General features: G+C 69.1%; 30 protein-coding genes and 1 tRNA gene. 21 read left to right on the top strand and 10 right to left on the bottom strand.

Annotated features, from left to right (window positions below):
• The first annotated feature begins 3 nt into the window (after positions 1–3).
• On the top strand, positions 4–912 hold the full coding sequence (locus tag B3Z70_RS01895; protein ID WP_292044499.1) for a cell envelope integrity protein TolA: 909 nt from the start codon (positions 4–6) through the stop codon (positions 910–912).
• Here B3Z70_RS01895 and B3Z70_RS01890 read toward each other — a convergent pair.
• Both B3Z70_RS01890 and B3Z70_RS01885 read right to left on the bottom strand, forming a co-directional pair.
• Positions 909–1352, bottom strand: a complete 444-nt coding sequence (locus tag B3Z70_RS01890) for a TA system VapC family ribonuclease toxin (RefSeq protein ID WP_292024649.1) — start codon at positions 1350–1352, stop codon at positions 909–911. The two genes, B3Z70_RS01895 and B3Z70_RS01890, sit on opposite strands and share 4 nt — an antisense overlap.
• Positions 1349–1594 (bottom strand): CopG family transcriptional regulator, encoded by a 246-nt coding sequence (locus B3Z70_RS01885; protein ID WP_292024657.1) that lies wholly within the window; start codon positions 1592–1594, stop codon positions 1349–1351. Before B3Z70_RS01885 ends, B3Z70_RS01890 begins: the two co-directional genes overlap by 4 nt.
• 124 nt (positions 1595–1718) lie before the next feature.
• On the opposite strand from B3Z70_RS01885, the gene tolB reads away from it, so the two are divergent.
• The 6 genes from tolB (at position 1719) to ftsH (ending at position 9269) form a co-directional block, all read left to right on the top strand.
• Positions 1719–3098, top strand: coding sequence for a Tol-Pal system beta propeller repeat protein TolB (gene tolB, locus B3Z70_RS01880; protein WP_292024652.1), 1380 nt, complete (start codon positions 1719–1721; stop codon positions 3096–3098).
• A 143-nt stretch (positions 3099–3241) separates the two neighbouring features.
• Entirely contained in the window at positions 3242–3808 is a 567-nt protein-coding gene (pal, locus tag B3Z70_RS01875; protein ID WP_248118410.1) for a peptidoglycan-associated lipoprotein Pal, read from the top strand.
• Positions 3809–3933: 125 nt separating this feature from the next.
• Complete coding sequence (locus B3Z70_RS01870; RefSeq protein ID WP_292024654.1) at positions 3934–5058, top strand: DUF3667 domain-containing protein; 1125 nt, start codon at positions 3934–3936, stop codon at positions 5056–5058.
• Positions 5059–5107: 49 nt separating this feature from the next.
• Positions 5108–5956 (top strand): tetratricopeptide repeat protein, encoded by an 849-nt coding sequence (locus B3Z70_RS01865; RefSeq protein WP_292044497.1) that lies wholly within the window; start codon positions 5108–5110, stop codon positions 5954–5956.
• Positions 5944–7314, top strand: coding sequence for a tRNA lysidine(34) synthetase TilS (tilS, locus tag B3Z70_RS01860; protein WP_292044496.1), 1371 nt, complete (start codon positions 5944–5946; stop codon positions 7312–7314). Before B3Z70_RS01865 ends, tilS begins: the two co-directional genes overlap by 13 nt.
• On the top strand, positions 7311–9269 hold the full coding sequence (ftsH, locus tag B3Z70_RS01855; RefSeq protein WP_292024440.1) for an ATP-dependent zinc metalloprotease FtsH: 1959 nt from the start codon (positions 7311–7313) through the stop codon (positions 9267–9269). The genes tilS and ftsH overlap by 4 nt, the downstream gene beginning before the upstream one ends.
• 78 nt (positions 9270–9347) lie before the next feature.
• On the opposite strand, the gene B3Z70_RS01850 is transcribed toward ftsH, so the two are convergent.
• Complete coding sequence (locus B3Z70_RS01850; protein ID WP_292024442.1) at positions 9348–9758, bottom strand: GreA/GreB family elongation factor; 411 nt, start codon at positions 9756–9758, stop codon at positions 9348–9350.
• 203 nt (positions 9759–9961) lie between these two features.
• Between B3Z70_RS01850 and folP the strand changes: the two genes are divergently transcribed.
• From folP to B3Z70_RS01825, 5 genes are all read left to right on the top strand, one after another.
• Entirely contained in the window at positions 9962–10789 is an 828-nt protein-coding gene (folP, locus tag B3Z70_RS01845; RefSeq protein WP_292024444.1) for a dihydropteroate synthase, read from the top strand.
• Positions 10790–10851: 62 nt separating this feature from the next.
• Positions 10852–11208 (top strand): DMT family protein, encoded by a 357-nt coding sequence (locus B3Z70_RS01840; protein ID WP_087120564.1) that lies wholly within the window; start codon positions 10852–10854, stop codon positions 11206–11208.
• Between the two features lie 40 nt (positions 11209–11248).
• Entirely contained in the window at positions 11249–11593 is a 345-nt protein-coding gene (locus B3Z70_RS01835; RefSeq protein ID WP_292024447.1) for a DMT family transporter, read from the top strand.
• Positions 11590–12390 (top strand): bifunctional hydroxymethylpyrimidine kinase/phosphomethylpyrimidine kinase, encoded by an 801-nt coding sequence (gene thiD / locus B3Z70_RS01830; protein ID WP_292024449.1) that lies wholly within the window; start codon positions 11590–11592, stop codon positions 12388–12390. The genes B3Z70_RS01835 and thiD overlap by 4 nt, the downstream gene beginning before the upstream one ends.
• Positions 12391–12605: 215 nt before the next feature.
• Positions 12606–13184 (top strand): nucleotidyltransferase family protein, encoded by a 579-nt coding sequence (locus B3Z70_RS01825; RefSeq protein ID WP_292024451.1) that lies wholly within the window; start codon positions 12606–12608, stop codon positions 13182–13184.
• Here the strand turns inward: B3Z70_RS01825 and B3Z70_RS01820 are convergent.
• The gene (locus tag B3Z70_RS01820) at positions 13181–13570 is read right to left on the bottom strand and encodes a DUF983 domain-containing protein (RefSeq protein ID WP_292024453.1); all 390 of its coding nucleotides are present in this window, start codon (positions 13568–13570) and stop codon (positions 13181–13183) included. The two genes, B3Z70_RS01825 and B3Z70_RS01820, sit on opposite strands and share 4 nt — an antisense overlap.
• Before the next feature lie 164 nt (positions 13571–13734).
• On the opposite strand from B3Z70_RS01820, the gene B3Z70_RS01815 reads away from it, so the two are divergent.
• A complete protein-coding gene (locus B3Z70_RS01815; protein WP_292044494.1) occupies positions 13735–16572 on the top strand; it encodes a tetratricopeptide repeat protein in 2838 nt (945 codons plus the stop codon).
• Between the two features lie 315 nt (positions 16573–16887).
• Here B3Z70_RS01815 and B3Z70_RS01810 read toward each other — a convergent pair whose 3' ends face one another.
• From B3Z70_RS01810 to B3Z70_RS01800, 3 genes are all read right to left on the bottom strand, one after another.
• Entirely contained in the window at positions 16888–17166 is a 279-nt protein-coding gene (locus B3Z70_RS01810; protein WP_087120554.1) for an HU family DNA-binding protein, read from the bottom strand.
• A 114-nt stretch (positions 17167–17280) separates the two neighbouring features.
• Complete coding sequence (fliP, locus tag B3Z70_RS01805; RefSeq protein WP_292021939.1) at positions 17281–18093, bottom strand: flagellar type III secretion system pore protein FliP; 813 nt, start codon at positions 18091–18093, stop codon at positions 17281–17283.
• Positions 18090–18365, bottom strand: a complete 276-nt coding sequence (locus tag B3Z70_RS01800; RefSeq protein WP_292021947.1) for a flagellar biosynthetic protein FliO — start codon at positions 18363–18365, stop codon at positions 18090–18092. Before B3Z70_RS01800 ends, fliP begins: the two co-directional genes overlap by 4 nt.
• Before the next feature lie 142 nt (positions 18366–18507).
• Between B3Z70_RS01800 and flgB the strand changes: the two genes are divergently transcribed.
• From flgB to fliE, 3 genes are read left to right on the top strand one after another with little or no spacing between them, the layout of a single operon-like run.
• Positions 18508–18912 (top strand): flagellar basal body rod protein FlgB, encoded by a 405-nt coding sequence (gene flgB, locus B3Z70_RS01795; protein WP_292021942.1) that lies wholly within the window; start codon positions 18508–18510, stop codon positions 18910–18912.
• Positions 18913–18927: 15 nt separating this feature from the next.
• On the top strand, positions 18928–19347 hold the full coding sequence (gene flgC, locus B3Z70_RS01790; RefSeq protein WP_248118387.1) for a flagellar basal body rod protein FlgC: 420 nt from the start codon (positions 18928–18930) through the stop codon (positions 19345–19347).
• A 10-nt stretch (positions 19348–19357) separates the two neighbouring features.
• Complete coding sequence (fliE, locus tag B3Z70_RS01785) at positions 19358–19672, top strand: flagellar hook-basal body complex protein FliE (RefSeq protein WP_292021944.1); 315 nt, start codon at positions 19358–19360, stop codon at positions 19670–19672.
• A gap of 145 nt (positions 19673–19817) precedes the next feature.
• Here fliE and B3Z70_RS01780 read toward each other — a convergent pair whose 3' ends face one another.
• The 3 genes from B3Z70_RS01780 to B3Z70_RS01770 form a co-directional block, all read right to left on the bottom strand.
• On the bottom strand, positions 19818–20369 hold the full coding sequence (locus B3Z70_RS01780) for a polysaccharide biosynthesis/export family protein (protein ID WP_292021949.1): 552 nt from the start codon (positions 20367–20369) through the stop codon (positions 19818–19820).
• 143 nt (positions 20370–20512) lie between these two features.
• A complete protein-coding gene (locus B3Z70_RS01775; RefSeq protein WP_292044490.1) occupies positions 20513–21859 on the bottom strand; it encodes an FAD/NAD(P)-binding protein in 1347 nt (448 codons plus the stop codon).
• 166 nt (positions 21860–22025) lie between these two features.
• Complete coding sequence (locus B3Z70_RS01770; protein ID WP_292044488.1) at positions 22026–22868, bottom strand: WecB/TagA/CpsF family glycosyltransferase; 843 nt, start codon at positions 22866–22868, stop codon at positions 22026–22028.
• A gap of 213 nt (positions 22869–23081) precedes the next feature.
• On the opposite strand from B3Z70_RS01770, the gene B3Z70_RS01765 reads away from it, so the two are divergent.
• From B3Z70_RS01765 to B3Z70_RS01745, 5 genes are all read left to right on the top strand, one after another.
• A tRNA-Leu gene (locus B3Z70_RS01765) sits at positions 23082–23168 on the top strand.
• A gap of 131 nt (positions 23169–23299) precedes the next feature.
• Positions 23300–23701, top strand: a complete 402-nt coding sequence (locus B3Z70_RS01760) for a VOC family protein (RefSeq protein WP_292019322.1) — start codon at positions 23300–23302, stop codon at positions 23699–23701.
• Positions 23702–23769: 68 nt separating this feature from the next.
• Positions 23770–24384 (top strand): ribonuclease D, encoded by a 615-nt coding sequence (locus B3Z70_RS01755; protein WP_292019320.1) that lies wholly within the window; start codon positions 23770–23772, stop codon positions 24382–24384.
• Positions 24385–24391: 7 nt separating this feature from the next.
• Positions 24392–25051 (top strand): LPS export ABC transporter periplasmic protein LptC, encoded by a 660-nt coding sequence (gene lptC / locus B3Z70_RS01750; protein ID WP_292019318.1) that lies wholly within the window; start codon positions 24392–24394, stop codon positions 25049–25051.
• 5 nt (positions 25052–25056) lie between these two features.
• A complete protein-coding gene (locus B3Z70_RS01745; protein WP_292019315.1) occupies positions 25057–25560 on the top strand; it encodes an LptA/OstA family protein in 504 nt (167 codons plus the stop codon).
• The last annotated feature ends 26 nt before the right edge of the window (positions 25561–25586 follow it).

Below are 25586 nucleotides of genomic sequence, written 5' to 3'. Positions count from 1 at the left end.
CCCTTGCGTCGTCCGAGCCCGGCCATCCTCGGATCCCTCGCCCTGCACGCCGGGGTGATCGCGCTCGCCTTCGTGACGTTTTCGCACCAGACCGAGGAGGAAAAGCCGCTGGTCGCCTCGGTGCCCGTGACCATCGTGTCGCAGGAGGTGGTCCAGGCCGCGCCGGCCGACAATCCCCAGCCCGAACCCTCGCCCGACGACGCCGCGACCGCGCCGGTGCAGCAGCCCGATCCGGTTCCGCCGACGCCCGAGCCGACGCCGCCCCAACCGCGTCCGCAACCGCAGCCCCAGCCCCAGCCACGCCCGACGCCAACGCCGCAGCGCCCGACACCAGCGCCCACGCCCCGCCCCACGCCGACGCCTGCGCCGACCCCGCGTCCGACCCCCACGCCGCCTCGACCGCAGCCCCGGCCAACGCCGCCCGCGCCCACGCCCTCGCCGCCGACCAAGGCCCAGCCGACGCCGCGACCCAGCAATCCGGCGCCCGCCCGGCCGGCCCCGCAGCGCACCGAACCCAGCCTAGACCTGGACGCCCTGGCCGGACCGACGCGCCCGACCAACAATCGCGGCCGCCCGGCGACGGGTCAGCAGGGGGCGGGCGCGGCGTCGCAGGCCACCGGGCCGCAGATTACGGCCATCTTCAACCAGGTCTATCCGAACTGGATCCTGCCCTGCGACATCCCGGGGGCGGACCAGCTGAGGATCCAGGTCGAACTGACGCTGTCGGCGGACGGGCGCATCACCAGCGGACCCAGCCTGATCAACGCCCAGTCCTCGAACGTCTATCGCGCCGCCGCAGACGGGGCCCTGCGCGCCTTGCGCCAGACTGCTCCGTTCGACGTGCCCCAGGGCTTTTCCGGCGGCGTCTATCGCCCGACATTCAACACCGAACGGGCGTGTCGGAATCGTTAGGCGTGAGGCGGTCCTATGAGGTGGAGCGCGTCGCGTCCCCCGATGACGGCATGGGGCGAGAGGCGGCGATCGAACGTCGCCAGGCGCCCGCCGTTCGAAACGGCCAAACCGAGCAGATAGCTATCCGTGACCTGCTCGGGCGCCGTGATGGCCGAGCCGTCAAACACGCTGGCGTCGGCCAAGCTGAGGGTGTCCGGCCAGAACACATGGCCTGACATGGCGCGCAGGAGCTTCAGCGTGCCAATGATTTCGAAAGGCGTTCCGACCGGGTTGCGATAGCGGCTGTTGCCGACGATTCGGACCAGGCCATTTTCCGTTATCGGACACGTCGCCCAAGAGGATACGGCTTCACGCTGGAACCAGACATTGGCTGTCTCATGGAACACATGACGCGGATCGACCAGGGCGATCAGCACATTGACGTCCAGCAGATAGGTCAAGGCGCCTCGTCGCGCAGGGCGTTGACGTCCTCCAATGTGACCATCGGTCCGGGTCGATCCGGCAAGAGAGGAACGCCGTCGCGAAACCGAACAGTTGTGGGACGCTTCTGCAGCGTCTGTCGCGCCAGTTCGGACACGACCTCGCCGACCGTTCGATCCTGATGGACCGCGATCGCTCTTGCGGCGTTCAGCACGTCGTCGTCGATGGCGAGAGTGGTGCGCATGGCCCGAATATACTGCATCACGCATCACGCATCAATGTGATGGGCCCGTCCCGAAAGTCGCCCCATTCGCCGTCAAGCTGGCGAAAGTCGAACGGCCCGGCGATAAGGGGCGGCGATCCTTTGAGACTTGTGGGAGCACTCGATGCGTCTGAACCTTCTTCTGGCCTCCGTGGCGGCGGTCGCGATGGCGGCGCCGTTGACGACGGCGGCCCAGACCTCGCAGGCCACGCCGGCGCGTCAGAACCAGCCGGTCGAGGTCGAGATCGACCAGGGCGTGCTGCGGCCCCTTCAGATCGCGGTCGTGCCGTTTGCGGGGACGCATGGGTCGGACATCTCCAGCGTGGTCAGCGCGAACCTGCGGCGGTCGGGCTTCTTCGAGCCGCTGAACCCGGCCAGCTTCATCGAAACGGGCCTGACCCTGGCCAATGCGCCCAACTTCCCCCAGTGGACCCAGATCGGGGCGCAGGCGGTGCTGTATGGCGGGGTGACGATGCGCGGCGACGGGCGGATGGACGTAGGCTTCCGCCTGTATGATCCGTACCGCCAGTGCCAACTGGTCAGCTATCAGTTCACCGCGACGCAGGAACAGTGGCGCCGGATCGCGCACAAGATTTCCGACGTCATCTATCAGCGGATGACGGGCGAGGCGGGCTTCTTCGATTCGCGCGTGATCTTCGTGTCCGAGGAAGGGTCGGCGCTGAACCGGATCAACCGCCTGACCATCGCCGACCAGGATGGGTTCAACCCGACCTATCTGACGCAAGGGGACGAGGTGATCATGTCGCCGCGCTTCTCGCTGTCGCAGCCGGACGAGATCACCTATGTCGCGCTGGGCAAGGATTACAGCCGCATCTACCTCTATAATCTGACGACCGGCCGGCGCGAGAGCCTGGGCGAGTTCGATGGGCAGGTGCTGGCGCCGCGCTTCTCCAACGACGGCAACAAGATCGCCTTCTCCATCATCCGGGGCGGCAACACCGACGTCTATGTGATGGACCTGAGAAGCCGTCAGATCACGCGCCTGACCAACGACCCCGGCATCGACACCTCGCCGTCGTTCAGCCCGGACGGCAGCCAGATCGTCTTCACCTCCGACCGTTCCGGGTCGGCGCGGCTTTATGTGATGCGCGCGGACGGATCGGGCCAGCGGCCGATCTCGCGCGGCGGCGGCATCTATACGGCCCCGTCCTGGAGCCCGACCGGCAATCTGATCGCCTTCACCAAACAGGGCGGCGGCCGGTTCTCGACCGGGGTGATGAACGCCGACGGCTCGGGCGAACGCATCCTGTCCTCCAGCTATTTCGAGGAGGGGCCGAACTGGGCCCCCAACGGCCGATACGTCATGTTCGCGCGCCAGACGCCGGGCGGCGACACCCGTCTGTGGACCGTGGACCTGTCGGGGCGCGTGGTGTCGCAGGCGGGCTATAACGGACGCGGCACCGACCCGGCCTGGTCGCCGCTGCTGGACCGGCCGCCGACCAATCTGGGTTATGGCCAGGGCGCCGACAGCTGCCCGGCCTGAAGGCCCGTCCTCGATCACGGCGGAGCCATAAGGCTCAACACTGCGTTATCGCCTCTGGCGTCCGAGGGGCGCCCGAGGCAGACAGTAACGTCAAGCTTGAGGCCCGCCCCCTTGCAAGAAACGACACGTCAGGAGACGACCCCATGAAGACTTCACGCATCCTCAAACTGGCGATGGTCGGCTGCGCCGTGGCGGCGATGGCCGCCTGCACCCGCAAGCCTCCGGTCGAGACTGGCGTGCCCGGCCCGAACGACGGAACCTCGACCGCGCCGACCGGCCCGGCCTATCCGACCGCCCCGACCGGCCCGGTGACGGGCGGCGGCCTGGGCTCGGCCCAGCCGGGGTCCGAGCAGGACTTCGTCGTCAATGTCGGCGACCGCATCTATTTCGACCTGGACAGCTATGAGGTCCGCCCCGAAGCCATGCCGCGCCTGGACGCCCAGGCCCAGTGGCTGCAACGCTATCCGTCCGTGACGGTCCGCATCGAAGGCAACGCCGACGAACGCGGCACGCGCGAATACAACCTGGCCCTGGGCGCCCGCCGCGCGGAATCGGTGCGGACCTATCTGATCAACCGGGGCATTCCGGCGGGCCGGATCGACACCATCAGCTTCGGCAAGGAGCGGCCGATCGCGGAAGGCTCCAACGAGGACGCCTTCGCCCGCAACCGCAACGCCCACACCGCCATCGTGTCGGGCGCACCGCGCTAATCGGCGAAAGACGACTGATCTGAAGGGAGGCGTCGGCTTGAAGCCGGCGCCTCTTTTCGTTTCGGCGCTTGTCCTGACGATGGGCGGGCGGCAAGAACACCGTCCTGGCGTTGGGGGATGACCATATGGATATCGAAGGGGCGGGCGGCGTCGTCACGGGCGGTCTGATCGCGGGCGCGATCGAAAAGCCGACCGGCAAGGCGGGCGAGGACCACGCCCACGGCGTCTGTTCGGACTGCGGCGCCCCGACCAGCGGCAACTTCTGCGCCAACTGCGGCCAGCCGACCCATGTCCACCGCACCCTGCTGCACCTGGGCGAAGAACTGCTGCACGGAGTGATGCATTTCGACGCCCGCGTCTGGCGCACCCTGCCGCTGCTGTGGCTGAACCCCGGCAAGCTGACGCGGGAATGGGTCGAGGGACGGCGGACCCGCTATGTCTCGCCGCTGGCCATCTTCCTGTTCACCCTGTTCGTGATGTTCTTCGCCCTGAGCTTCGCGCCGCACAAGGAGGAGGCGTCGGTCCAGCCGGCCGAGATCGCCGAACAGCGGACCGTGGTGGAGGCGGCCCAGCAGACCGTCAACGAACTGCGCGCCGACAACGCCCAGCCCCAGGCCATCCAGGCCGCGCAGATGATCGTGGATCAGCGCCGCGAGCAGCTGGTGAAGCTGGAGGCGGAAATGCGCGACGGCCGGGCCGACGGGCTTAAGCCCGGCAGCTGGCAGGCCAGTCTGAAGGACATGGCGACCGGCGATGCGGAAGACGGACAGCCGCACGCCAAGGCGACCGTGATGGGCCAGGCGGTCAAGGCCGAGGGGCATGGCCTGGGCGCCACCATCGCCAAGAAGCTGCAGAACCCGGACTTGGCCCTCTACAAGCTGCAGCAGACGCTGTACAAATTCGCCTTCCTGCTGGTGCCGCTGTCGATCCCGTTCGTGGCGCTGCTGTTCCTGTGGAAGCGCGGGTTCACCCTGTACGACCACGGGGTGTTCGTCCTGTATTCGCTGACCTTCATGGCCATGCTGCTGATGCTGATGGTGGTGTCGGCCAGTCTGGCCGGATGGCTGGGCGGTATCGTCATTCCGGTGGGGCTGCTGGCGGTGCCGGTGCATATGTTCGCCCAGATGAAGGGCGCCTATTCGCTGGGAGTGTTTTCGGCCCTGTGGCGGACGACGGCGCTGTTGGTGTTCTGCAACATCGTGATCGGCCTGTTCGTCACGGCGATCATCTATCTGGGCCTGGGACATTGAGCGGGGCCGACGGCCTTGCGGCGGCCCTAAATCGGTGAAAGCTAGACGGATGACAAAGCTCTCGATCTCTCACGTCCACGCCATCGTCGCCGCTGCTGTCGGCGTGCTGCTGATCGGCGGCGCCGCCCTCGCCCAGCAGGCCCAGCCCAACATCATGGAGCGGACCGAATGGGACAATCGCCGCCTGGACCAGCTGGATCGCAACGTGCGCCGGCTGGAGCGGGCGCTGACCCAGAGGAACGCCGCCGGCCAGCCGGTGCTGGTCGAGCCGGACCCGGAGGTGGTGACGCTGCAGGGGCAGTTCGCCCTGATGGATCGGCGCCTCGGCGACCTGGAGGCCACGGTGCGCCGCATCAACGGCGACAACGAGCGGCTGACCTTCCAGCTGGACGAGGCCACGCGGGACAATCAGGCCCTGCAGACCCGGTTGAGAGACGCCGAGGCCCGCATCCAGAAGCTGGAGACCCAGGCCGAGCTGAACGCGCCGATCGAGGCGACCTCGCCCACCGGGGACGCGACGCGCGATCTGGCGGCGGCGGTGGCCCTGTTGTCGACCGACAAGCCGCGCGGCGAGCGGGCGCTGGAGACGGTGATCGCGGCCTGGCCCGACACGCCGCAATCGCGTGAGGCGAACTCGCGCCTGGGCGACCTGCGGATCGCGGCCAACGACAAGGCGGGGGCGGTGCCCTATTACGCCGCCGCGCTGAAGGACTGGCCGCGCATCGGCTGGGCGGCGGATACGACGCTGAAACTGGCCGACGCGCTGTTTTCGACCCAGAGGAAGCCGCAAGGCTGCGCCGCCCTGGCCGAGTTCACCCGCCGCTATGCGCCCTCCGCCTCCGATCCGCAGAAGGCCCGCGCGGCCCAGCTGCGGACCACGGGCGCGTGCGCCGCCTGACGTCCGACGACGACGGCGAGGGGGGCGTCGCCGGGGGGCTGGCCGCCCGCGTCCTGACACGGCTGGAGGCGCGGCTGAGCCGGGACGTCGAACGGCCCCTGGCCCTGGCCCTGTCGGGCGGGGGGGATTCCATCGCCCTGCTGCGGCTGGCGGCCGAATGGGCCGGGGCGCGCGGGCGGCGTCTGCTGGCGCTCAGCGTGGACCACGGGCTGAACCCCGACAGCGGGCGCTGGAACGCCTTTGCGGAACAGGCGGCGCGAGCGGTCGGGGCCGATTGGCGCGGCCTGCGCTGGGAGGGCGATAAGCCCGCGACGGGACTGACGGCGGCGGCGCGGACGGCGCGCCATCGGCTGATCGCCGAGGCGGCGCGGGCGGCGGGCGCGCGGGTCGTGCTGTTCGCCCACACGGCCGACGACATCGCCGAGGCCGATCTGATGCGCCGCGAAGGGGCGACGCTGGGGCGGGTGCGCGAATGGTCGCCGTCGCCCGTCTGGCCCGAGGGGCGGGGGCTGATGCTGCTGCGGCCCCTGCTGGACGAGGGGCGCGAACCTTTGCGCGACTGGCTGAGGGGGCAAGGGGCGGACTGGATCGAGGACCCCGCCAACGCCGATCTGCGCTATGGCCGCAGCCGGGCGCGACAGGTCTTGGCCGGCGAGGACGCAGAGCGGCGGCCGGTCTTGGCGGCGGGCGCGGCTTCGGGCGCGGAAGGGCTGACGACGGTCGGGGAGGCGGTGGTCGAGGCGTCGCGCGACGTCGCCGCGCGCACCCTGGCGGCGGCCCTGGTCTGCGTCGGGGGCGGGGCGACGCCGCCGAGGGGCGAGCGGCTGGCCGCCCTGGTCCGGCGGTTGCGGGCCGGCGAGGATTTCACCGCCACCCTGTGCGGGGCGCGGATCACAGCGGCGGGCGAAACCGTGACCCTGGTGCGCGAGGCCGGCGAGATGGCGCGAAAGGGCGCCGGACCCTTGCGGCTGACGCCGGGCGTGGAGGCGGTGTGGGACGGGCGGTTCGCCTTCGTCGCCGCCGATGCGGGCTGGTCGGTCGTGGCGGGGCGCGGGCGATTGTCGCAGCTGTCGGACGCGGACCGGGCGGCGCTGGCCCCGCTGTCGCCGCAGGCGCGGGCGGCCTGGCCCGTGCTCGTTAAGGACGGGGCGCCGGGCCCGGCTCTTGCAGGGGCGGGGGTCGAACGGCGCGGGCTTGTCGCGGAACGGCTCAGGCTGACGCTGGACGAAACGACGCATGAAGACGACCTGATTTCAGCCCCGCGATGGCGTAACGCCATGGAACCTCCTATTTTCCCAGACAGACACATCCAGACCGTCGACCCGAGCGGGGCGGCGGACGACCGAGGACCTCAATGAACCTGCGTAATCTGGCGATCACCGGCGTGATCATTCTGGCGCTGCTGGCGGGCTATGCGGCCCTGTCCCAAGGCGGCGCGATGAACGGCATGGCCGGTCAGCCGGCGGCCGGACGGCCCGAAATCATGAGCTATTCCGAACTGGTGCAGCGGGTGAACGCCGGCGACGTCAAGAAGGTGACGGTGCGGGTCGACAAGGTGAACGGCGAGCTGAAGAACGGCCAGCGCTTCACCTCCACCACTGTCTATCCGAACGAACAGCTGATGACCTCCATGCTGCAGGCGGGGGTCGAGATCGACGCCAAGTCGGGCGGCCAATCGATCTGGATGAGCCTGCTCTTGGGCATCCTGCCCATCGCGCTGCTGATCGGGGTGTGGATCTTCTTCATGCGCCAAATGCAGGGCGGGGCGCGCGGGGCCATGGGCTTTGGCAAGTCCAAGGCCAAGCTGCTGACCGAACACAAGGGCCGCAAGACCTTCGAGGACGTCGCGGGCGTGGACGAGGCCAAGGACGAACTGCAGGAGGTCGTCGACTTCCTGAAGGATCCGGGCAAGTTCCAGCGTCTGGGCGGCAAGATTCCCAAGGGCGCCCTGCTGGTCGGCCCTCCCGGCACCGGCAAGACGCTGCTGGCGCGCGCGGTCGCGGGCGAGGCGGGCGTGCCCTTCTTCTCGATCTCGGGTTCGGACTTCGTCGAGATGTTCGTCGGCGTCGGCGCCAGCCGCGTGCGCGACATGTTCGAACAGGCCAAGAAGAATGCGCCCTGCATCATCTTCATCGACGAGATCGACGCCGTCGGTCGCCATCGCGGCGCCGGCTTGGGCGGCGGCAATGACGAGCGCGAACAGACGCTGAACCAGCTGCTGGTCGAGATGGACGGTTTCGAGGCGTCCGAGAACATCATCCTGATCGCGGCGACCAACCGTCCCGACGTGCTGGACCCGGCCCTCCTGCGTCCCGGCCGGTTCGACCGCCAGGTGGTGGTGCCGAACCCCGACGTCTCGGGCCGTGAACGCATCTTGCGCGTCCACATGAAGGATGTGCCCCTGGCCGCCGATGTGAACGTCAAGACCATCGCGCGCGGCACGCCCGGTTTCTCGGGCGCCGATCTGGCCAATCTGGTCAACGAAGCGGCCCTGACGGCGGCGCGCAAGGACCGTCGCATGGTCACGCACCGCGACTTCGAGGACGCCAAGGACAAGGTGCTGATGGGCTCGGAGCGTCGCTCCATGGCCATGAACGAGGAAGAAAAGCGCCTGACCGCCTATCACGAGGCCGGTCACGCCATCGTGGCCATGAACGTCAAGGCGGCCGACCCGGTGCACAAGGCGACCATCGTCCCGCGCGGCCGGGCGCTCGGCATGGTGATGCAGTTGCCGGAAGGCGACCGCTATTCGATGAAGTATCAGCAGATGATCGACCGGATCGCCATCATGGCGGGCGGGCGCGTGGCCGAGGAGCTGATCTTCGGCAAGGAGAACATCACCTCGGGCGCGTCGTCGGACATCGAACAGGCGACCAAGCTGGCCCGCGCCATGGTCACGCGCTGGGGCTTCTCCGAGAAGCTGGGCACGGTGGCCTATGGCGAGAACCAGGAAGAGGTCTTCCTGGGCCATTCGGTCGCGCGCAGCCAGAACGTCTCGGAAGAGACGGCCCGCACCATCGACGAGGAGGTCCGCCGTCTGGTCGCCTCGGGCTGGGACGAGGCGCGTCACATCCTGACGACCAAGGCCGATCACCACGAGAAGCTGTCGCAGGCCCTGTTGGAATACGAGACCCTGTCGGGCGAGGAGATCAAGGACCTGCTGGAGAAGGGCGTCGCGCCGAACCGCGACGAGAACAACTTCCCCAACGCCGGGCCTTCGGTCTCGGTGCCGGTGACGCCGGTGTCGGACGGGACCGAGATCGAGGTTCCGGTCGCCAAGCCCGCCGCGACCAGCGTGCCGACGGTTCACTGAACCGGCCTTCAGTTCGGAATGAAGAAGCCCGCCGGGAGAGCGATCTCCGGCGGGTTTTTCATGGGCGAAGGCGGCGTGTCAGGCCGGCAGGATTTCCGCGTCCTCGATCATCACCGGCGTCAGGCTGCGTTCGGCGCCGGAGGGGTCGCTCCAGGAAATGGTGTGGCCTTCGACCAGGCCGATCAGGCCCGCGCCGACATGGGAAAGGACCGAAACCTTGCCCGCGTCGATGTCGGCGTCCTTCGGCAGGACGATCTGGATGCGGCGCGGGTCGGACGAACGGCCATCGACATAGTGAAGCCAGCGGTTCAGCGGCACGGCGCCCTTGGGCCGGTCGCCCGGTTCGCAGATGACGGCGCGCTCCAGCTCTTCCTGAAGCATTCCCGCCACGCCCTCTCCAGGCATGTCGCCGACCAGACGCGACAGGGCGTCGTGGTCCTCGGCGCTGAGGAAGATGTCGGGGCGGACGGGAAGGGTGGATTTGGACATGGAGGGTCTCGCATACGGCAGGGGCCGCCGCACGCGCCTGGCGTCGTGCAGCGGCGAAGAGGAAGGGGGTTCAGATCGGCGCCCGGAACGGGGCGAAGGGCGCGCGGCCGTTCCGGGTCAGAAGCCTGCGACGAGGCGTCCCGCGTGGGAAAGGCGTCGAGCCTGGCTGACGAAACGAGCGATCACGGCTAGAGGCTGGTCCCATGCCGCGCGAAAGTCAAACACCGGGATGGCCCCAGGTCATGGGGATCGTCAACGTCACGCCCGACAGCTTCTCTGACGGCGGGCGGTGGACCTCGGTCGAGGCGGCGGTGGACCGGGCCATGCGTCTGGTCGCGGACGGGGCGGATGTCTTGGACATCGGCGGCGAAAGCACCCGGCCGGGCGCCGATCCGGTGGGGACGGACGAGGAGATCGCGCGGGTCGTCCCGGTCATCGCGGGCCTCCGTGCTCGTTGGGCCGGGGCGATCAGCATCGACACGATGAAGCCCGAGGTGGCCCGCGCCGCCGTCGCGGCCGGGGCGACGATGTGGAACGACGTGACGGCCCTGACACACGCGCCTGACAACGCAGGCGTGGCGGCCGAACTGGGGTGCCGTATCGTGCTGATGCACATGAAGGGCGAGCCGCGCACCATGCAGGCGAACCCGACCTATGACGACGTGACGGGCGAGGTGCGGGATTATCTGCTGGAGCGCGCCGAGGCGGCGATGGCGGCGGGCGTGGCGCGACAGCGGATATGGCTGGACCCCGGCATCGGCTTCGGCAAGACGCTGGCGCACAATCTGGCCCTGACGGCGGGCCTGGGGGCGCTGGTCGATCTGGGGTTTCCGGTGCTGTACGCCGCCAGCCGCAAACGCACGATCCAGGCGGTCGACCCGACGGCGGTCGAGGCCACCGACCGGCTGGGCGGCTCCATCGCCCTGGCCCTGACGGCGGCGGCGCACGGGGCCAGGATGGTGCGGGTCCATGACGTGCGCGAGACTGTGCAGGCGCTGAAGGTCCAGGCGGCGGTTCGCGACGCGGGTTGAACGGACGCGACGTTCGGTCGCGGTTGAGCTAAGGACGGGGATCAACCGTCGCAGCGTCGCCCATGCCCCTGACCGCCTATATCGCCCCCATCGTCATGTTGGCCCTGTCGAACGTCTTCATGACCTTCGCCTGGTACGGCCACCTGAAGTTCGAGCACAAGCCGCTGTGGCTGCTGGTGATCGCCAGCTGGAGCATCGCCTTCTTCGAATACTGGCTGGCGGTGCCGGCCAACCGGATCGGCATCAAGGTCTATTCGCCGGCCGAGCTGAAGACGATGCAGGAGGTGATCACCCTCTTGGTCTTCGCCGGTTTTTCGGTGCTGTATCTGGGCGAGAAGCTGACGGTGAACCATCTGGTCGGCTTCGCCTTCATCGGCCTGGGCGCCTTCTTCATCTTCAAGGGGCCGCTAGGCGCCTGATCGCTTGCCCTGACGGATGGGCTGGGCCATCTGATCCGTCATGTCCTGGGTCATGTCGATCAATCCGTGGGCGACGCTGGTCGTCGCCGGTCTGTTGGAAGTGCTGTGGGCTTCGGGCCTGAAGAATTTGGGCCTGCACCGGCCGCTGACGTCGCTGGGGGTAGGGATCGCCCTGGCCGGCAGCATGATCCTGTTGTGGGTGGCGACGCAGAAGCTGCCGATCGGCACGGCCTATGCGGTGTGGACCGGGATCGGCGCGGTGGGCGCGGCGCTGGTGGGGGTGCTGGCCTATGGCGAGCCGGCGACGGCGGTGCGGGCGGTGTGCATCCTGCTGATCGTGGCGGGCATCGTCGGGCTTAAGCTGTTTTCGGGGGCGGCGGCATGAGCGCGCTTCATCAAGGCAGAGTGCTGATCCTGGCGGGGTCGGACAGCGGCGGCGGCGCGGGCATCCAGGCCGACATCAAGGCCGTGACGATGATGGGCGGGTTCGCCGCCACCGCCATCACGGCCATCACGGTGCAGAACACCCTGGGGGTCCACGGCGTCCATCCGCTGCCGCTGGAGCTGATCGCGGCCCAGGGGCGTGCGGTGCTGGACGACATCGGGACCGACGCCTTCAAGACCGGCATGCTGGGCTCGGTCGAGGTGGTCGAGACGGTCGCCGCCCTGTTGGACAGCGCCGACGCCCCCGCCGTGGTCGATCCGGTCATGGTGGCCAAGGGCGGGCACCCTCTGTTGCCCGATGCGGCGGTGGAGGCGGTCAAGGCGTTGATGATCCCGCGCGCGGCGCTTCTGACCCCCAATGCGCCCGAGGCCGAGGCCCTGACGGGGATCGCGGTGCAGGACCTGGACGGTCAGCGGCGGGCGGGCGAGGCCCTGCTGGCCATGGGCGCGCGGGCGGTGCTGATGAAGGGCGGCCATGTGCCGGGAACGACGGTGATCGACCTGCTGCTGACGCCCGACGGCGAGACGGCGCTGGAGGCCGAACGGATCGACACCCGCCACACCCACGGCACCGGCTGCACGCTGGCCAGCGCCTGCGCGGCCGGGCTGGCGCTGGGGCGGCCGCTGGAGGTCGCGGTGGCCGAAGCCTGGGCCTATGTCGGCGAGGCGATCCGTCGCGCGCCCGGCCTGGGCGGCGGGCATGGGCCGCTGGATCACGGCTGGCCGGTGCGGGGGTGAGGCGCCGCCCCCCGGTCCGTCATCCTAGGCCTTGTGCCTAGGATCCATACACTCAGACCTGTCCGCGTGGAGACGCTTCTTTGCCGTCGGTCCTTCATCCCATGCACCGGGAATAGGGATCCTAGGCACAAGGCCTAGGATGACGGGCGGAAAGGGCTGTGGATGGGGGTTCGCCGCCACTCCCCTGGGACCGATGCGCTCGCTAAGAGAAGGGGATGAGCGACGCCCTGACCGACCGCCTGATCGCCATCGTGCGCGCCGACCCCGCGCTGATGCACATTCTGACGACGGTTCGGGCGCTGGACCTGCCGGATTGGCGGCTGGTGTCCGGCGCGGTCTATCAGGCGGTGTGGAACGCGCGGACGGGGCGGCCGGCGGGCTATGGGGTCAAGGACTACGACCTGGCCTATTTCGACGGCTCGGACCTGTCCTACGAAGCCGAGGACGTCGTCATCAAACGGGTCGCCGCCGCTTTCGACGCGCCGCTCCGCAGCCGGGTCGAGGTCAGGAACCAGGCGCGGGTGCATCTGTGGTTCCAGGATCGGTTCGGCGAGCCCTATCAGGCGCTGGGATCGACCGACGAAGCCTTGGGGCGGTTCGTGGCGCCCGCCTTCGCGGTCGGGGTGCGGCTGGAGGCGGACGACGCCATCACCGTCGCCGCGCCGTTCGGGCTGGAGGACATCTTCTCCATGACCATCCGGCCCAATCCGAGCCGGCCTGTGGCCAGGAGCTGGGCCAAGGTGATCGACAGCGCGCGGGCGCGGTGGCCGGAACTGACGGTGGTGGAGCCTTAGTAAGGCCCGTGCTTGCCGTTCGAGGAGAACTCCGGCGGGGCGGCCTTGTGGATGTATTGTTCGGCGACCAGCCAGGCCTTGAAGGGGCGCAGGCACCCCAGGCACAGGCCGATCAGGATGGGCAGGGTCACGACCCCATGCACCCAGATCGGCGGGTGGACGGTGAAGTCGAACAGCATCAGCAGGATCATGCCCACCACCCCGACCGCCGTCATGACGAAGAAGGCCGGGCCGTCGGCCGGGTCGGCGAAGCCGTAGCTGAGGCCGCAGTCCGTGCAGCCTTCGCGCAGGGTCAGATAGCCCTTGAACAGCGGGCCCTTGCCGCAGCGGGGGCAACGGCAGGCCAGGCCGGTCTTGATCGTGCTGAGGCGTGGATAGTCCGTCATGGGGTCATGTATGCGCGCTGTGGGCGGCCTTGTCGCGTGGACGGGTTGTCCTATGGCCGCGTCGTCACGGTGAACGGCGGTTAACCGCGATTAAAGGGCTTGTGCGGCATGGGTCGGGGGATATGTCCGGGGCCGCGCCGACAAAGCGTATTCTGAAGACGACCGTGGCGGCCGCCGCGGCCGGCGCCGTCGTGCTCGCGCCGCTGTCGCCCCTGGCGCAGGAGGCGGGGCGGTCGCGCGATCCGCTGTCCATCGGCATCGGCCAAAACGCCGAGTTCACCCGCGTCGAGTTCGGCGGCGTGATCGGCGTGCGTTCGCGCGTCAGCCGCCAGGGCGACAAGGTGGTGGTGCGGCTGGGCACGACGGCGGCGCCCGACGTGTCGCGCCTGAAGGTCGATCCGCCCGCCGGGGTGAAGTCGGTCGAGACCCGGGCCGCGCGCGCCGGCGGCGGCACGGACCTGATCATCACCCTGGAGGAGGGCGCCGACGCCCGCTCGGGCGTGGCGGACGGGGCGGTCTGGCTGAACCTCTATGCGCCGGGCAAGGCGCCGCAGGGCGGGGATGCGGCCAAGCCGGCGACCACGGATGCGGTCGTGCCGGTCAAGGCCGAGGCCAGCGCCGACAAGACGGTGCTGACCTTCCAATGGAGCGCGCCGGTGGGCGCGGCCGTGTTCCGGCGCGGCGATGCGGTGTGGATCGTCTTCGACACCGCCGCGCGGATGGACATGACCGGCGCCAAACAGCTGGGGCCGGCCAGGGACGCGCGCTGGGCGGCGGGGCCGGGCTATACCGCCATGCGGATTTCCGCGCCCGAAGGCATGGGCGTGGCGGCGCAGGGGCAGGGCGGGACCTGGACCGTGACGCTGGGCGGAACCGCGCCTGCGGCTTCGGGCGTCGAGGTGGGGCGGGCGGACGACGGGTCGGCGACCCTGGTGGCGCGGATGGCGGGGGCGACCAAGGCGATCTGGCTGACCGACCCGCTGGTGGGCGACCGTTTCGCGGCGGTGACGGCCCTGGCGCCGGGCAAGGGCTATGCGGGCGGGCGGCGCACGGTCGATCTGACCCTGATCCCGACCGCCCAGGGGATGGCGGTCGAGACGGGCGCCGACGACCTGAAGATCGAGGCGGCGGGCGATCTGGTGACGCTGAGCCGGACCAAGGGGCTGACGTTGTCGGCGCCGTCGGCGGGGCTGGAGACCGGCGATCATGGGGCCGATGCGCCCCGGCGCGCCGCCTATCCGGCCATGATCGACGAGGCCTGGGCGGCGGCGGGCGAGGCGGGCTTCTCGGACCGCTATCGCCGGCTGCAGGACGCGGCGGGGCTGGAGACCATCGCGGCCGCCGACGATCCGCGCGCGCCCATCGAGGCGCGGCTGGCCCTAGCGCGGTTCCTTGTCGGGTCGGGACTGAACTATGAGGCCATCGGGGTGCTGAACGCCCTGATCGCCAAGGCGCCGAATATGCAGGGCGAGCCGGAGGTCAGGGGTCTGCGCGGCGTCGCCCGCGTCGGCGTGGGGCGGCTGGAGGAGGCGCAGGTCGATTTCGCGGGCGCGGCCCTGGCCAGCGACCCGGCGACCAAGGTGTGGCAGGGCTATATCGCCTCCGAACAGGGCGACTGGGAGGGGGCCAGGCGCAACTTCGCCGCCGGGGCCTCGGTGATCGACGACTTTCCCCCGGCCTGGCGCGCGCGGTTCGGCGCCGCCCATGCGCTGGCGGCCATCGAGACCGGCGATCTGGCCGCCGCCCAGCAGCTGCTGGCCTACAGCTTCAGCCAGAAGGCGCCGGCGACGGACCAGCTGACCGCGCGGCTGGTGCAGGCGCGGCTGTTCGATCTGCAGGGCGACAAGGGCCGCGCGCTGGCGGTCTACAAGGCCGTGGCGCGCGCGCCGCTGGACGGGATCGCCACCCCCGCCAAACTGGGCGCCATCGGTCTGGAGATGGACAAGGGCGCGCTGAGCCCCGATCAGGCGGCCCAGCAGCTGGAACAGCTGAAGTGGCGCTGGCGCGGGGACGGCACGGAACTGGCGGTTATCCGCAAGCTGTCGGACATCTATCTGAAGCAGGGGCGTTACCGCGAGGCGCTGGACGCCCTGCGCGGGGCGGGCAAGCGGCTGTCGGGCATTCCGGGCGCGACCGAGATCCAGGCCGATCAGTCCAACGCCTTCCGCGCCCTGTTCCTGGAGGGCGCGGCCGACGGTTTGCAGCCGGTGCAGGCCCTGGCCCTGTTCTACGACTTCCGCGAACTGACGCCGATCGGGGCGGACGGGGACGAGATGGTGCGCCGCCTGTCGCGACGCCTGATCGATGTGGATCTGCTCGACCAGGCGGCCGAGCTTTTGCAGCACCAGGTGGACGAGCGGCTGGACGGCGCAGCCAAGGCCCAGGTCGCCACCAACCTGGCCACCGTCTATCTGATGGACCGCCAGCCGGAGAAGGCGCTGCAGGCGATCTGGGGGTCGCGCACCACCCTGTTGCCGGCCGCGATGAACAGCGAGCGGCGCGCGCTGGAGGCCCGCGCCCTGATGGACCTGGGCCGGTTCGACCATGCGCTGGAGGTGCTGGACAAGGATCAGTCGAACCCGGCGCGCGAGGTGCGGGCCGACATCTTCTGGAAACAGCAGAAATGGGCCGAGGCGGCACCGGTCTATGAGGCGCGGCTGGGCGATCGCTACAAGACCGCCGGAACGGCCCTGACGCCGGCCGAGGAAAGCTGGCTGATCCGGGCGGGCGTGGGCTATTCGCTGGCCGGGGATCGGGCGGCGTTGCAGCGGCTGAGCGGCCGCTATGGGCCGTTCGTGGCGGGCGCGCGGTCGGCGGCGGCGATCCGGGTGGCGCTGGACGACAATCTGTCGGGCGTGGTGGAACGGGCGACTTCGCCAACCTGTCCAGCCAGGCGGACACCTTCGTCGGCTGGGTCAACAGCGCCAAACAGGCGTTTAGAAAAGAAGCTGACGCGAAGAGCGCCGCCTGATCGAGCACCTGCTTCGTCATTCCGGGGCTGAGCGCAGCGAAGAACCCGGAACCCAGGACGACAGCGACGGCGCTGATCCATTGGACACTGGGGATGACCCCCTGGGTTCCGGGTTCGTCCTACGGACGCCCCGGAATGACGGCGTGATAGGGCCGCCTGAAACGAAAACGGGCGGAGACCGCGTCGCGATCCCCGCCCGTCGAAGCGTGATCCTCCCCCGTGCTTTAACGGGGGAGGGGGACCACGAAGTGGTGGAGGGGGCGGACCCAGCACCGGTGATGCGGTCGCCCCCTCCACCGCCTGACGGCGGTCCCCCTCCCCCGCGATGCGGGGGAGGATCTAAGGCTTAGCCGTTGACGGCGTCCTTCAGCGGCTTGGAGACGCGGAAGCGCACGGCCTTGGAGGCGGCGATCTTGATGGTCGCGCCGGTGGCCGGGTTGCGGCCTTCGCGCTCGGCGCGGGCGGCGGTGTCGAAGACGCCCAGGTTCGAGATGCGGATGTCGCCGCCCGACTTCAGGGTCGAGTGGATGTTTTCGACGATCGCGGTCAGCACCTTGCCGGCGTCGGCCTGCGAGACACCAGCGTCCTTGGCGACGGCGGCGATCAGTTCGGCTTGAGTGGTCATAAGAAGCGTTTCCAGTGTTAATCGCCCGATTCAGGGCGAGGACCGGGGGATCAACACGGATTTCCACCAGCTTTGCAAGCGCCGATGACGCGGAAAGCCATATGGGGCGGGGGATTATCCGGTCCCGGACGCCCGCTGGAAGCTCTCGACCAGGCTTCCGGCGACCAGTCGCCAGCCGTCCACCAGCACGAAGAAGATCAACTTGAACGGCAGGGATACAACGACCGGAGGCAGCATCATCATGCCCATCGACATCAGCACGCTGGCCACCACCAGATCGATCACAAGAAACGGAACGAAAAGAAGAAATCCGATCTCGAAAGCCTTCTTCAGCTCGCTGATCATGAAGGCCGGGGTGACGACGCGGAGCGGCAGTTCCTGGACGTTCGGAGGGGTCTCGATCTTGGACAGACGGGTGAACAGGGCCAGGTCGCCACGGTCCACCTGGGCCAGCATGAAGGTTTTCACCGGCTCGGACGCCTGATCGAAGGCCTGGGGCAGTTCGATCTGCTGATCCATCAGCGGACGGATGCCCGAATCATAGGCGTCCTGCCAGGTCGGGGCCATGACGATGGCCGACAGGAACAGCGACAGGGACACCAGGACGGCGTTCGGCGGCGACTGCTGCAGACCCAGGGCGGTTCGCAGCAGCGACAGGACCACGATGATCCGCACGAAGCTGGTGGTCATGATGACGATGGACGGCGCCAGCGACAGCACGGTCATCAGCCCGACCAGCTGCACCACCCGCTGGGTCAGGCCGGCGCCCGAACCCAGGTCGATGTTCAGGGCCGACCCGCCCTGCGCCGCCTGCTGAGCCAGGGCCGCGACGGGCCAGGCCAGGCAGACCAGGGTGGTGAACAGCGACAGCAGGGCCGCGCGCTTCAGCTCGGCGCCGGTGGGTTTGACGAAGACCGCGTGTTTCACTGAAGGCCCCCCGGCTGGCGCGGCTCGATCAGTTCGCGGCCTTCGCCCAGCAGGATCAGCCGCTCCTCCTCGTCGATGCGGACCAGGACCAGGCGGCGGGCGGGGTCCAGGACCAGGGTCTCGACCACCTGCATTCGACGCGCGCCCCGCTCGGCGCTGAGCTTGGCCAACAGCTGGGGCGCATAGCGGCGCGCGGCCCAGGCCACGATACCGATCAGGCCGAGGGTGAAGGCCAGGCCGAAGACGGCCCGGGCGAGATCGAGGAAATTCATACGCTGCAAGGCCCCGCGCAGTCGGCGCTGTGGTCCAAGTCTTAACCACCACGGTTAACGAGGCGTTGAGATAAGGGGTTGTTAACCATGGAGGCGGCATTTTCTGCCCATCGCGCGCATCCGCGTCGCACGGGAGATCGCCATGGGCGTCGCCGACATACCGCTGCTGGGGCAGATCAAGGGCCGGCTGGGCTGGCTGGACGCGCGCCAGCGGGTGATCGCCGAGAACGTGGCCAACGCCGACACGCCGGGCTACGTCGGGCGCGACCTGAAACAGCCGACCGACTTCGCCGCCGCCATGGCCAGGGGCGGGGGGCTGCAGATGACGCGGACCAATGCGTCCCACATCGCCCCGACCGGCCCGGCCGCGCGGTTCGATCCGGCCAAGGCGCCCGATTCGGAAACCACGATGGACGGCAATTCGGTGGTGGTCGAAGAGCAGATGCTGAAGATGGCCGAGAGCCGCATGGCCTATGACGCCGCCATCGGCTTCTACCAGAAGTCCATGTCCATGATCCGCCTGGCCGCCAAACGGCCCGGCGGCTGAGGAGGACGCTAAGCCATGACCGATCCCGTCTCCCCCTCCAACAGCGCCATGGCCGTGGCCGCCTCTGCGCTGAAGGCGCAGCAGTCGCGGATGCGCGTCATCGCCGAGAACATCGCCAACGCCCAGTCCACCGCCCGCACGCCGGGCGGCGAACCCTATCGCCGCCAGATCCCGGTGTTTCAGGCGCGCGAGGTCGACGGGGCGACGGGGGTGACCCTGGCCGAGGTGCGGCCCGACCAGAGCGACTTCAAGATGGACTACGACCCGTCGCACCCGGCCGCGAACGCGCAGGGCTATGTGATGCGGCCCAACGTCGACACCCTGGTCGAGGCCATGGACATGCGCGAGGCGCAGCGGGCCTATGAGGCCAATCTGAACGTCATCGAGACGGCGCGGTCGATGGACAGCCGCACCCTCGACATCATCAAACGCTGAGGTCTAGGCCATGAACCCGATGATGGCCGCCAGGGCCTATGCCGCCGTCCAGGGCGGCGCCATGCCGACCGGGCTTTCTGGCGCAGCGCAAGCGCCGGGCGCCGGCGACGGCGGCTTCGCCGACCTGGTCAAGAACGCCATGACCGACATGACCCAGCAGTCGCGCGCGGCCGAGACCCAGATGACCCGCTCGGTCCAGGGCCAGGGCAATCTGATCGACGTGGTGACGGCGCTGAGCTCGGCCGAGGCGTCGCTGGAGACGGTGATCTCGGTCCGGGACCAGGTGATTTCCGCCTATAAGGAAATCATGGCGATGCCGATCTGAGGGGATTGGCTCTTCCGGCCGTCATCCTCGGCCTCGTGCCGAGGATCCATACGCCCGGTGTTTGAAGGTGAGCCCCGTGTTCTGACGCCTGTGTTTCTGGATCCTAGGCACAAGGCCTAGGATGACGAGCGGTGTGGGAAGCGCCTCAGAAATACCGCTCTGCGATGCGGATCGTGTCGCCGGGCAGGATGCGGGCGTCGGGCGACAGGGGCTGTTCGTCGGCGGCGCCGGCGCGGCGGACGAACAGGCGGCGGCTATTGGCGCGGTAGGTGAAGCCCTGGGCCGTGGCGACCGCCTGCAGCGCCGTCAGGTCGTTGGCATAGGGGTATTCGCCCGGCCGATTGACCTCGCCCAAAATGTAGAAGGGCCGATAGGTCAGGACCTGGGCGGCGACGCGCGGCTGTTTCAGATAGCCCTGGCCGAGGGCGTCGGCGACGGCGGCCTGAAGCTGGGGCGCGCTGAGCCCGGACGCCTGGATTTCGCCGACCAGCGGCAGGGTGATGCGGCCCCGGCCGTCCAGGGCGAAGTCGCCCCCCAGCGCCGGCTCTCCAAACACCTCGATCCGCACCCTGTCGGCCGGGGCCAGGCGATAGTCGCCCAGCACATTGTCGGTAAAGGCGGTCAGGCCGAACGCCAGGGCCAGCGCGAGACTAACGGCGAGGACGGGACGCGGCAGGGTCGTCTCTCCCGGATGCACGGTGAAGCTGTCCAGAATATCTGTCTGGATTGTGAAGGTCCAGACGCATGGTCCCTCGCCGTTCTTGTCATTCCGGGGCCGAGCCTGGCGAGGAACCCGGAACCCAGGGCCGCCCCTAAGGGCGCCCCGGAATGACGGCTGTTTCAAGCCCGATCGGCCAATATCCGCGTCGCCAGGTCGCGGGCCTGGCCGCGCAGGTCGGGGACGGCGGTCATTTCCCAGAAGGCGCCGCGCGTCAGGGGGCCGATGGCGTGCAGGCCCTGGGCCGGACGGCCGTCGGCGTCCAGCAGGCGGCCGTCGTCGTCGACCTGAAGCCCCAGGCCCAGGGGATCGGGCCGGCCATAGCCCTTTTGCAGGATGTCGCGGATCATCGGCTCGATGCTGTGGCCGATGGAGCCGAGCGGGCCGGTGCAGTTGACCACCAGGTCGAACCGGTCGCGGATGGCGCGCCGGCGACCGCGCGGGCGCCAGGCGACGTCGATGACATCGACGGCCTTCAGTTCGGTCAGCTTGCCGGCCAGAACCGTCAGCTCGCCGCCCGCCAGCATGGAATGGATGTCGCGCGCCGATCCCGGCGACAGCCGGTGGCGATGCACGTCCCACAGGGGGCGCAGATGGCGCAGGAACCGCCGCCTCTCGACCGGCGACCAACCCCGCCACAACGCGCGGGCCGAATGGCGCAGACGGTCGAACACGGCGCGCCAGTCGGCCTGATCGGTCGCCTTTCGGACCTGGCGCAGGACCTGGGCCGGCCCGCCGGAGAAGTCGCCGCCGAAGGGCGCGGGGGGCGCGACGGCATGGGCGCGGGGCAGAAGGCCGTGGCGCGACAGGGCGGTGAAGCGCCGCCCCGGCCGCCGCAGCGTCAGGGCCGCATCGACCATGGTCAGGCCCGACCCGATCAGAAGCACGTTGCGCGCCGTCTCGGCCGAGGCCGCGTCCAGCCGCCAGGGGTTCTCGACATAGGCGGACGAGGCGCGCACGGCCGCGTCCACGCCCGGCGGCGAGGCCGGCTCCAGATTGCCCAGCGCCAGCACCACCTGGTCCACGACGATCTCGCCGTCCGATGTTCCGATGCGCCAGCCGTCGTCCTGGCGATCCAGCGCGCGGGCCTCGGCGCCGATCAGGGTAAGGCGTTCGGGCGCGTCATCAAGCGCCGCGTCCAGCAGGGATTGCAGATAGTCGCCATAGACGCCGCGGGTGATGAAGCCGTCCTGGGCGCGCCAGGACGGCTGTTCCGCCAGCCAGTCGGCCAGATGCCCCGGCCGGTCGGGAAAGGCGCTCATATTGTCCAGGCGCACGTTCAGAAGATGCTGGGGGTTGCCGGTGTCATAGGCCGTGCCGGGCCCGAACACGCCGCGCCGCTCGATCAGCGTCACCCGCACGGCGGACGAGGCCTGAAGAAGGTTCACGGCCGTCAGCAGGCCGCTGAACCCCGCGCCCACAATGGCGATCTGCGGCCCGTCTCGCTGTGCCCGGTGTCGCTGTGACATGCGCGCTCCGTCCTGGTTTCGACGCCGTGTCGATAGCACACGGCGACGGGCGTCGATCATGGCGATAAATATCTATCTGACCAGTAGGAATATGGCCGCGTCAGATTTGACCGGGATTCAAGCCCTCGCCGTCCTTCCGACGCCCCGGAATGACGATTGGGGGCGATCAGCGACGACGCCGCCCTGCGCGCAGGTCGGCCAGCGCCAGGGGGATCAGGCTCCACGGTTCGATGCAGTAGCGGACGAACAGCCGCCGAGGGTCGCGGAACAGGCGATAAGCCCATTCGATCCCGGCCCGGCCCATCCAGCGCGGCGCCGCGCTCTGGACGCCCGCCTCATAGTCGAAGGCGGCCCCGACCGACAGGATGACGCAATCGGGCAGGCGGTCGTAGTTGTCGGCGATCCAAAGCTCCTGGCGCGGCATTCCCATGCCCACGAACAGGACGTGGGGTTGGAAGTCTTCGATCCGGGCCAGGACGGCGGCGTTCTCGGCCGAGCCGGGGCGGGCGTCGAAGAAGCCGTGGTGGACCGCGATCTCGGCGCCGGGCCAGGCGGCGCGCAGGCGGTCGGCCGCCGTCTCGCCCACGCCGGACGCGCCCCCGACCGACAGGACGCGCCAGCCGTTGCGGGCGGCCACGCTCCAGAAATGGTCGCGCCAGTCCAGATAGGTGCAGCGGTGGAAACCCCGGCTGTTCAGGCCCGCCAGCCGCGAAAAGGCGATCAGGGGGGTGGAATCGACCTCCACCATGTCGGCCCGGTCATAGAAGGCGGCCAGGCCCGGCGTGCGCTGCATCAGATACAGGCTGTGCAGATTGTGGTTGGCGATCAGGCTCTTGCGGCCCTCGGTCACGGCCTGCTGAATATGGTGCTGGACCTCCTCGGGCCGGACCAGATCGACCCACTGGCCCATCAGCCGCACCCTTTCGCTGGCGCGGCGACGGGCGCGAAAGGGCGCGCGGGGCCGGGCGCGGCGCTCGGTCGTCGGCAGGGGCGGGGACGGCTCCGTCATGGTTTCCCTTTAGGCCCGGTCGCCTCAAGACGCGGTTAGAAAACAGGCTTAGCGGGCGTTAAACGACGGCGGCGCGGGGCGCGCGGCCACGCTTCAAACGCCGTTCGCGGAAGAAATCTCGCAAAGGCGAAAAATCCTTGTTGACCCCGCCCGGAGCCTCCCTTAGAGGTCCGCGCCTTCCCGATGGAAACGCCGCAAGGCGCTGCCGACGGGGCCCAGATGGCGGAATTGGTAGACGCGCTGGCTTCAGGTGCCAGTGGCTTAACGGCCGTGGAGGTTCGAGTCCTCTTCTGGGCACCATCTTTCAGACGGCGCCGTGTTTTCGAACACGGCGCCGTTGTTGTTTTCGGGCGCAGAGTGATCGGCTTGATCGCTGTCGCGTTAGGCCAGTAGGGGTTGCGGGATATAGCGCACCGCAACGAGACGATCTCATGCTGACCGTGAACGCTTTCGACCACATCGTGCTGAACGTGCGGGACGTCGATCTCTCGGCCAAGTGGTACGGCCAGACCTTGGGCATGGAGCGCCGTGACGCGCGCGCCCCGTCGGGCGACGTTCGCACGAGCCTTTTCTTTGGCGGCAACAAAATTAATTTGCGGCCGCTCGACGCCTCGCAGGCTGATTGGTTCACGGGCCGCAATCCTGGCGCAGGCGGGGCGGACCTCTGTTTTCTGACGGAACTCGAGCCAGACGCCGTTCTGGCGCATCTCCGTCATTGCGGTGTTTCGCTTGAACTGGGCCCGGTCGACAAGCGAGGGGCGAAAGGGCCGATCCGTTCCGTCTATGTGCGCGACCCCGACGGCAATCTGATCGAGATCGCCTCCTATCCCTGACCGTTCGGGTCGGCGCCCCTTGAAGCAGCCCGTTTCGCCCGCTGCATTCGCCGTGTAAGAGCCTGAGCATGACCGTTTACCTGCACGAGGGCGACCTGCCCGACGATCTGGACCTGGGTTCCGAGGTCGCCATCGATTCCGAGACCATGGGCCTGCGTTTTCGCCGCGATCCGCTGTGCGTGGTGCAGCTGTCGTCGGGCGACGGCAACGCCCATGTCGTGCGGCTGAACCGTCCCGCCTACGACTGTCCGAACCTGAAGCGGGTGCTGACCGATCCGGCGGTGACCAAGATCTTCCACTTCGGCCGGTTCGACATCGGCATGTTCCTGCTGCACCTCGGCGTCGAGACGCGGCCGGTCTATTGCACCAAGATCGCCTCAAAGCTGGCGCGCACCTATACGGACCGGCACGGGCTGAAGGACGTGGTGCGCGAGACGGTCGGCGTGGACCTGTCCAAGGCGCAGCAGTCGTCGGACTGGGGCGCGGCGACCCTGACCCAGGCGCAGCTGGACTATGCGGCGTCGGACGTCCTTTATCTGCACGCGGCCAAGGCCAAGCTGGACCAGATGCTGGCGCGCGAGGGGCGCACCGAACTGGCCGCGAAATGTTTCGACTTCCTGCCGACCCGTTCGGCGCTCGACCTCGCCGGCTGGGACGAGATCGACATCTTCGCCCACAGCTGAGGCGCGCTTGACCGACCCCGTCGATCCGTCCCGCATCGAGGCCGACGAGGCCCGGGTCGCCCTGGCCGGCGCCCGCTGGCGCGCGCGTTCGCGCCGGGTGAAGCTGTATCGCCGAGTGCTGCCCATCGTCATCCTGGTGCTGGCGGGCGGCGTCCTGACCTGGACGGTGTTCCGCACCGTGATGTCGGGGGTGGAGCGCAAGGCCAGTCAGAGCCAGGAGGTGCGGCTGGACAGCCCGCTGTTCCACGGCCAGGATTCGCAAGGCCGCGCCTTCACCGTGGGCGCCCAAGGGGCGGTGCGCGATCCCAATACGGGGAAGTTCCGCCTGATCGGCCCGGCGCTGAAGCTGAACCTGGGCGGGCGCAAGGTGACGGAGCTGACGGCCGACGGCGGGACTTATGACGAACAGGCCAAGACGGTGACGATCGGCCCGAACGTGCGGATCTCCGACGGCGGCACGGGCTTCATCCTGACCACGCCCGAGGCGGTGGTGAACACCGATACCGGCGTCGTCACGGGTTCAAAGGGCGTTCAGGGTTCAGGCCCTATTGGAACCATCAACGCATCGTCCTATGCCATCTATGACCAGGGTCAGCGCGTGGTGTTCGATGGCGCAGGCGACAACAAGGTGAAGGGCGTGCTGACGCCCGCGGGTGCAGGCCGATGATGACGATGAAGATTTCCAGGGCCCTGGCGGCCGTCGCGGCGGTCGCGGTCGTCGCCCTGCCTGCGGTCGGGGACGCCCAGAGCCAGGGCGCAGGCCGCGCCCAGGCGTCGAACCAGCCGGTGGCCTATGGCGCCGATTCGGTCGAATACGCGCCCAACCGGGTGATCCTGCGCGGCCGGGCCGAGGCGACCCAGGGCGGCAACCGCTTCCGCGCCGACACCCTGACCCTGGTCAGCAGCGACGGCGGCAGCCTGGAGCGGGCCGAGGCGGCGGGGACCGTCTATTTCGTCACCCCGGACCAGTCGATGCGCGGCGACCGCGCGGTCTATAATCTGGGCAATGGCGAGATCGTGGTGACGGGCAACGTCATCCTGACCCAGGGCCAGAACGTGCTGACCGGATCGCGCCTGGTCTACAACATCAACACCGAGACCGCCCGTATGGACGGCGCGCCGCGCGGCGCCGCCGGCAGCCGCGTGCAGGGCGTCTTCTATCCCAGCGGGAACTGAGGCCCTTCGGCCTGGGGATCAGTGAT

The organism is Brevundimonas sp. UBA6550, assembly GCF_002434505.1.
Taxonomy (GTDB): Bacteria; Pseudomonadota; Alphaproteobacteria; order Caulobacterales; family Caulobacteraceae; genus Brevundimonas.
The sequence above is the reverse complement of the archived record's forward strand: the minus strand, read 5'-3'. Positions and strand labels throughout refer to the sequence as shown.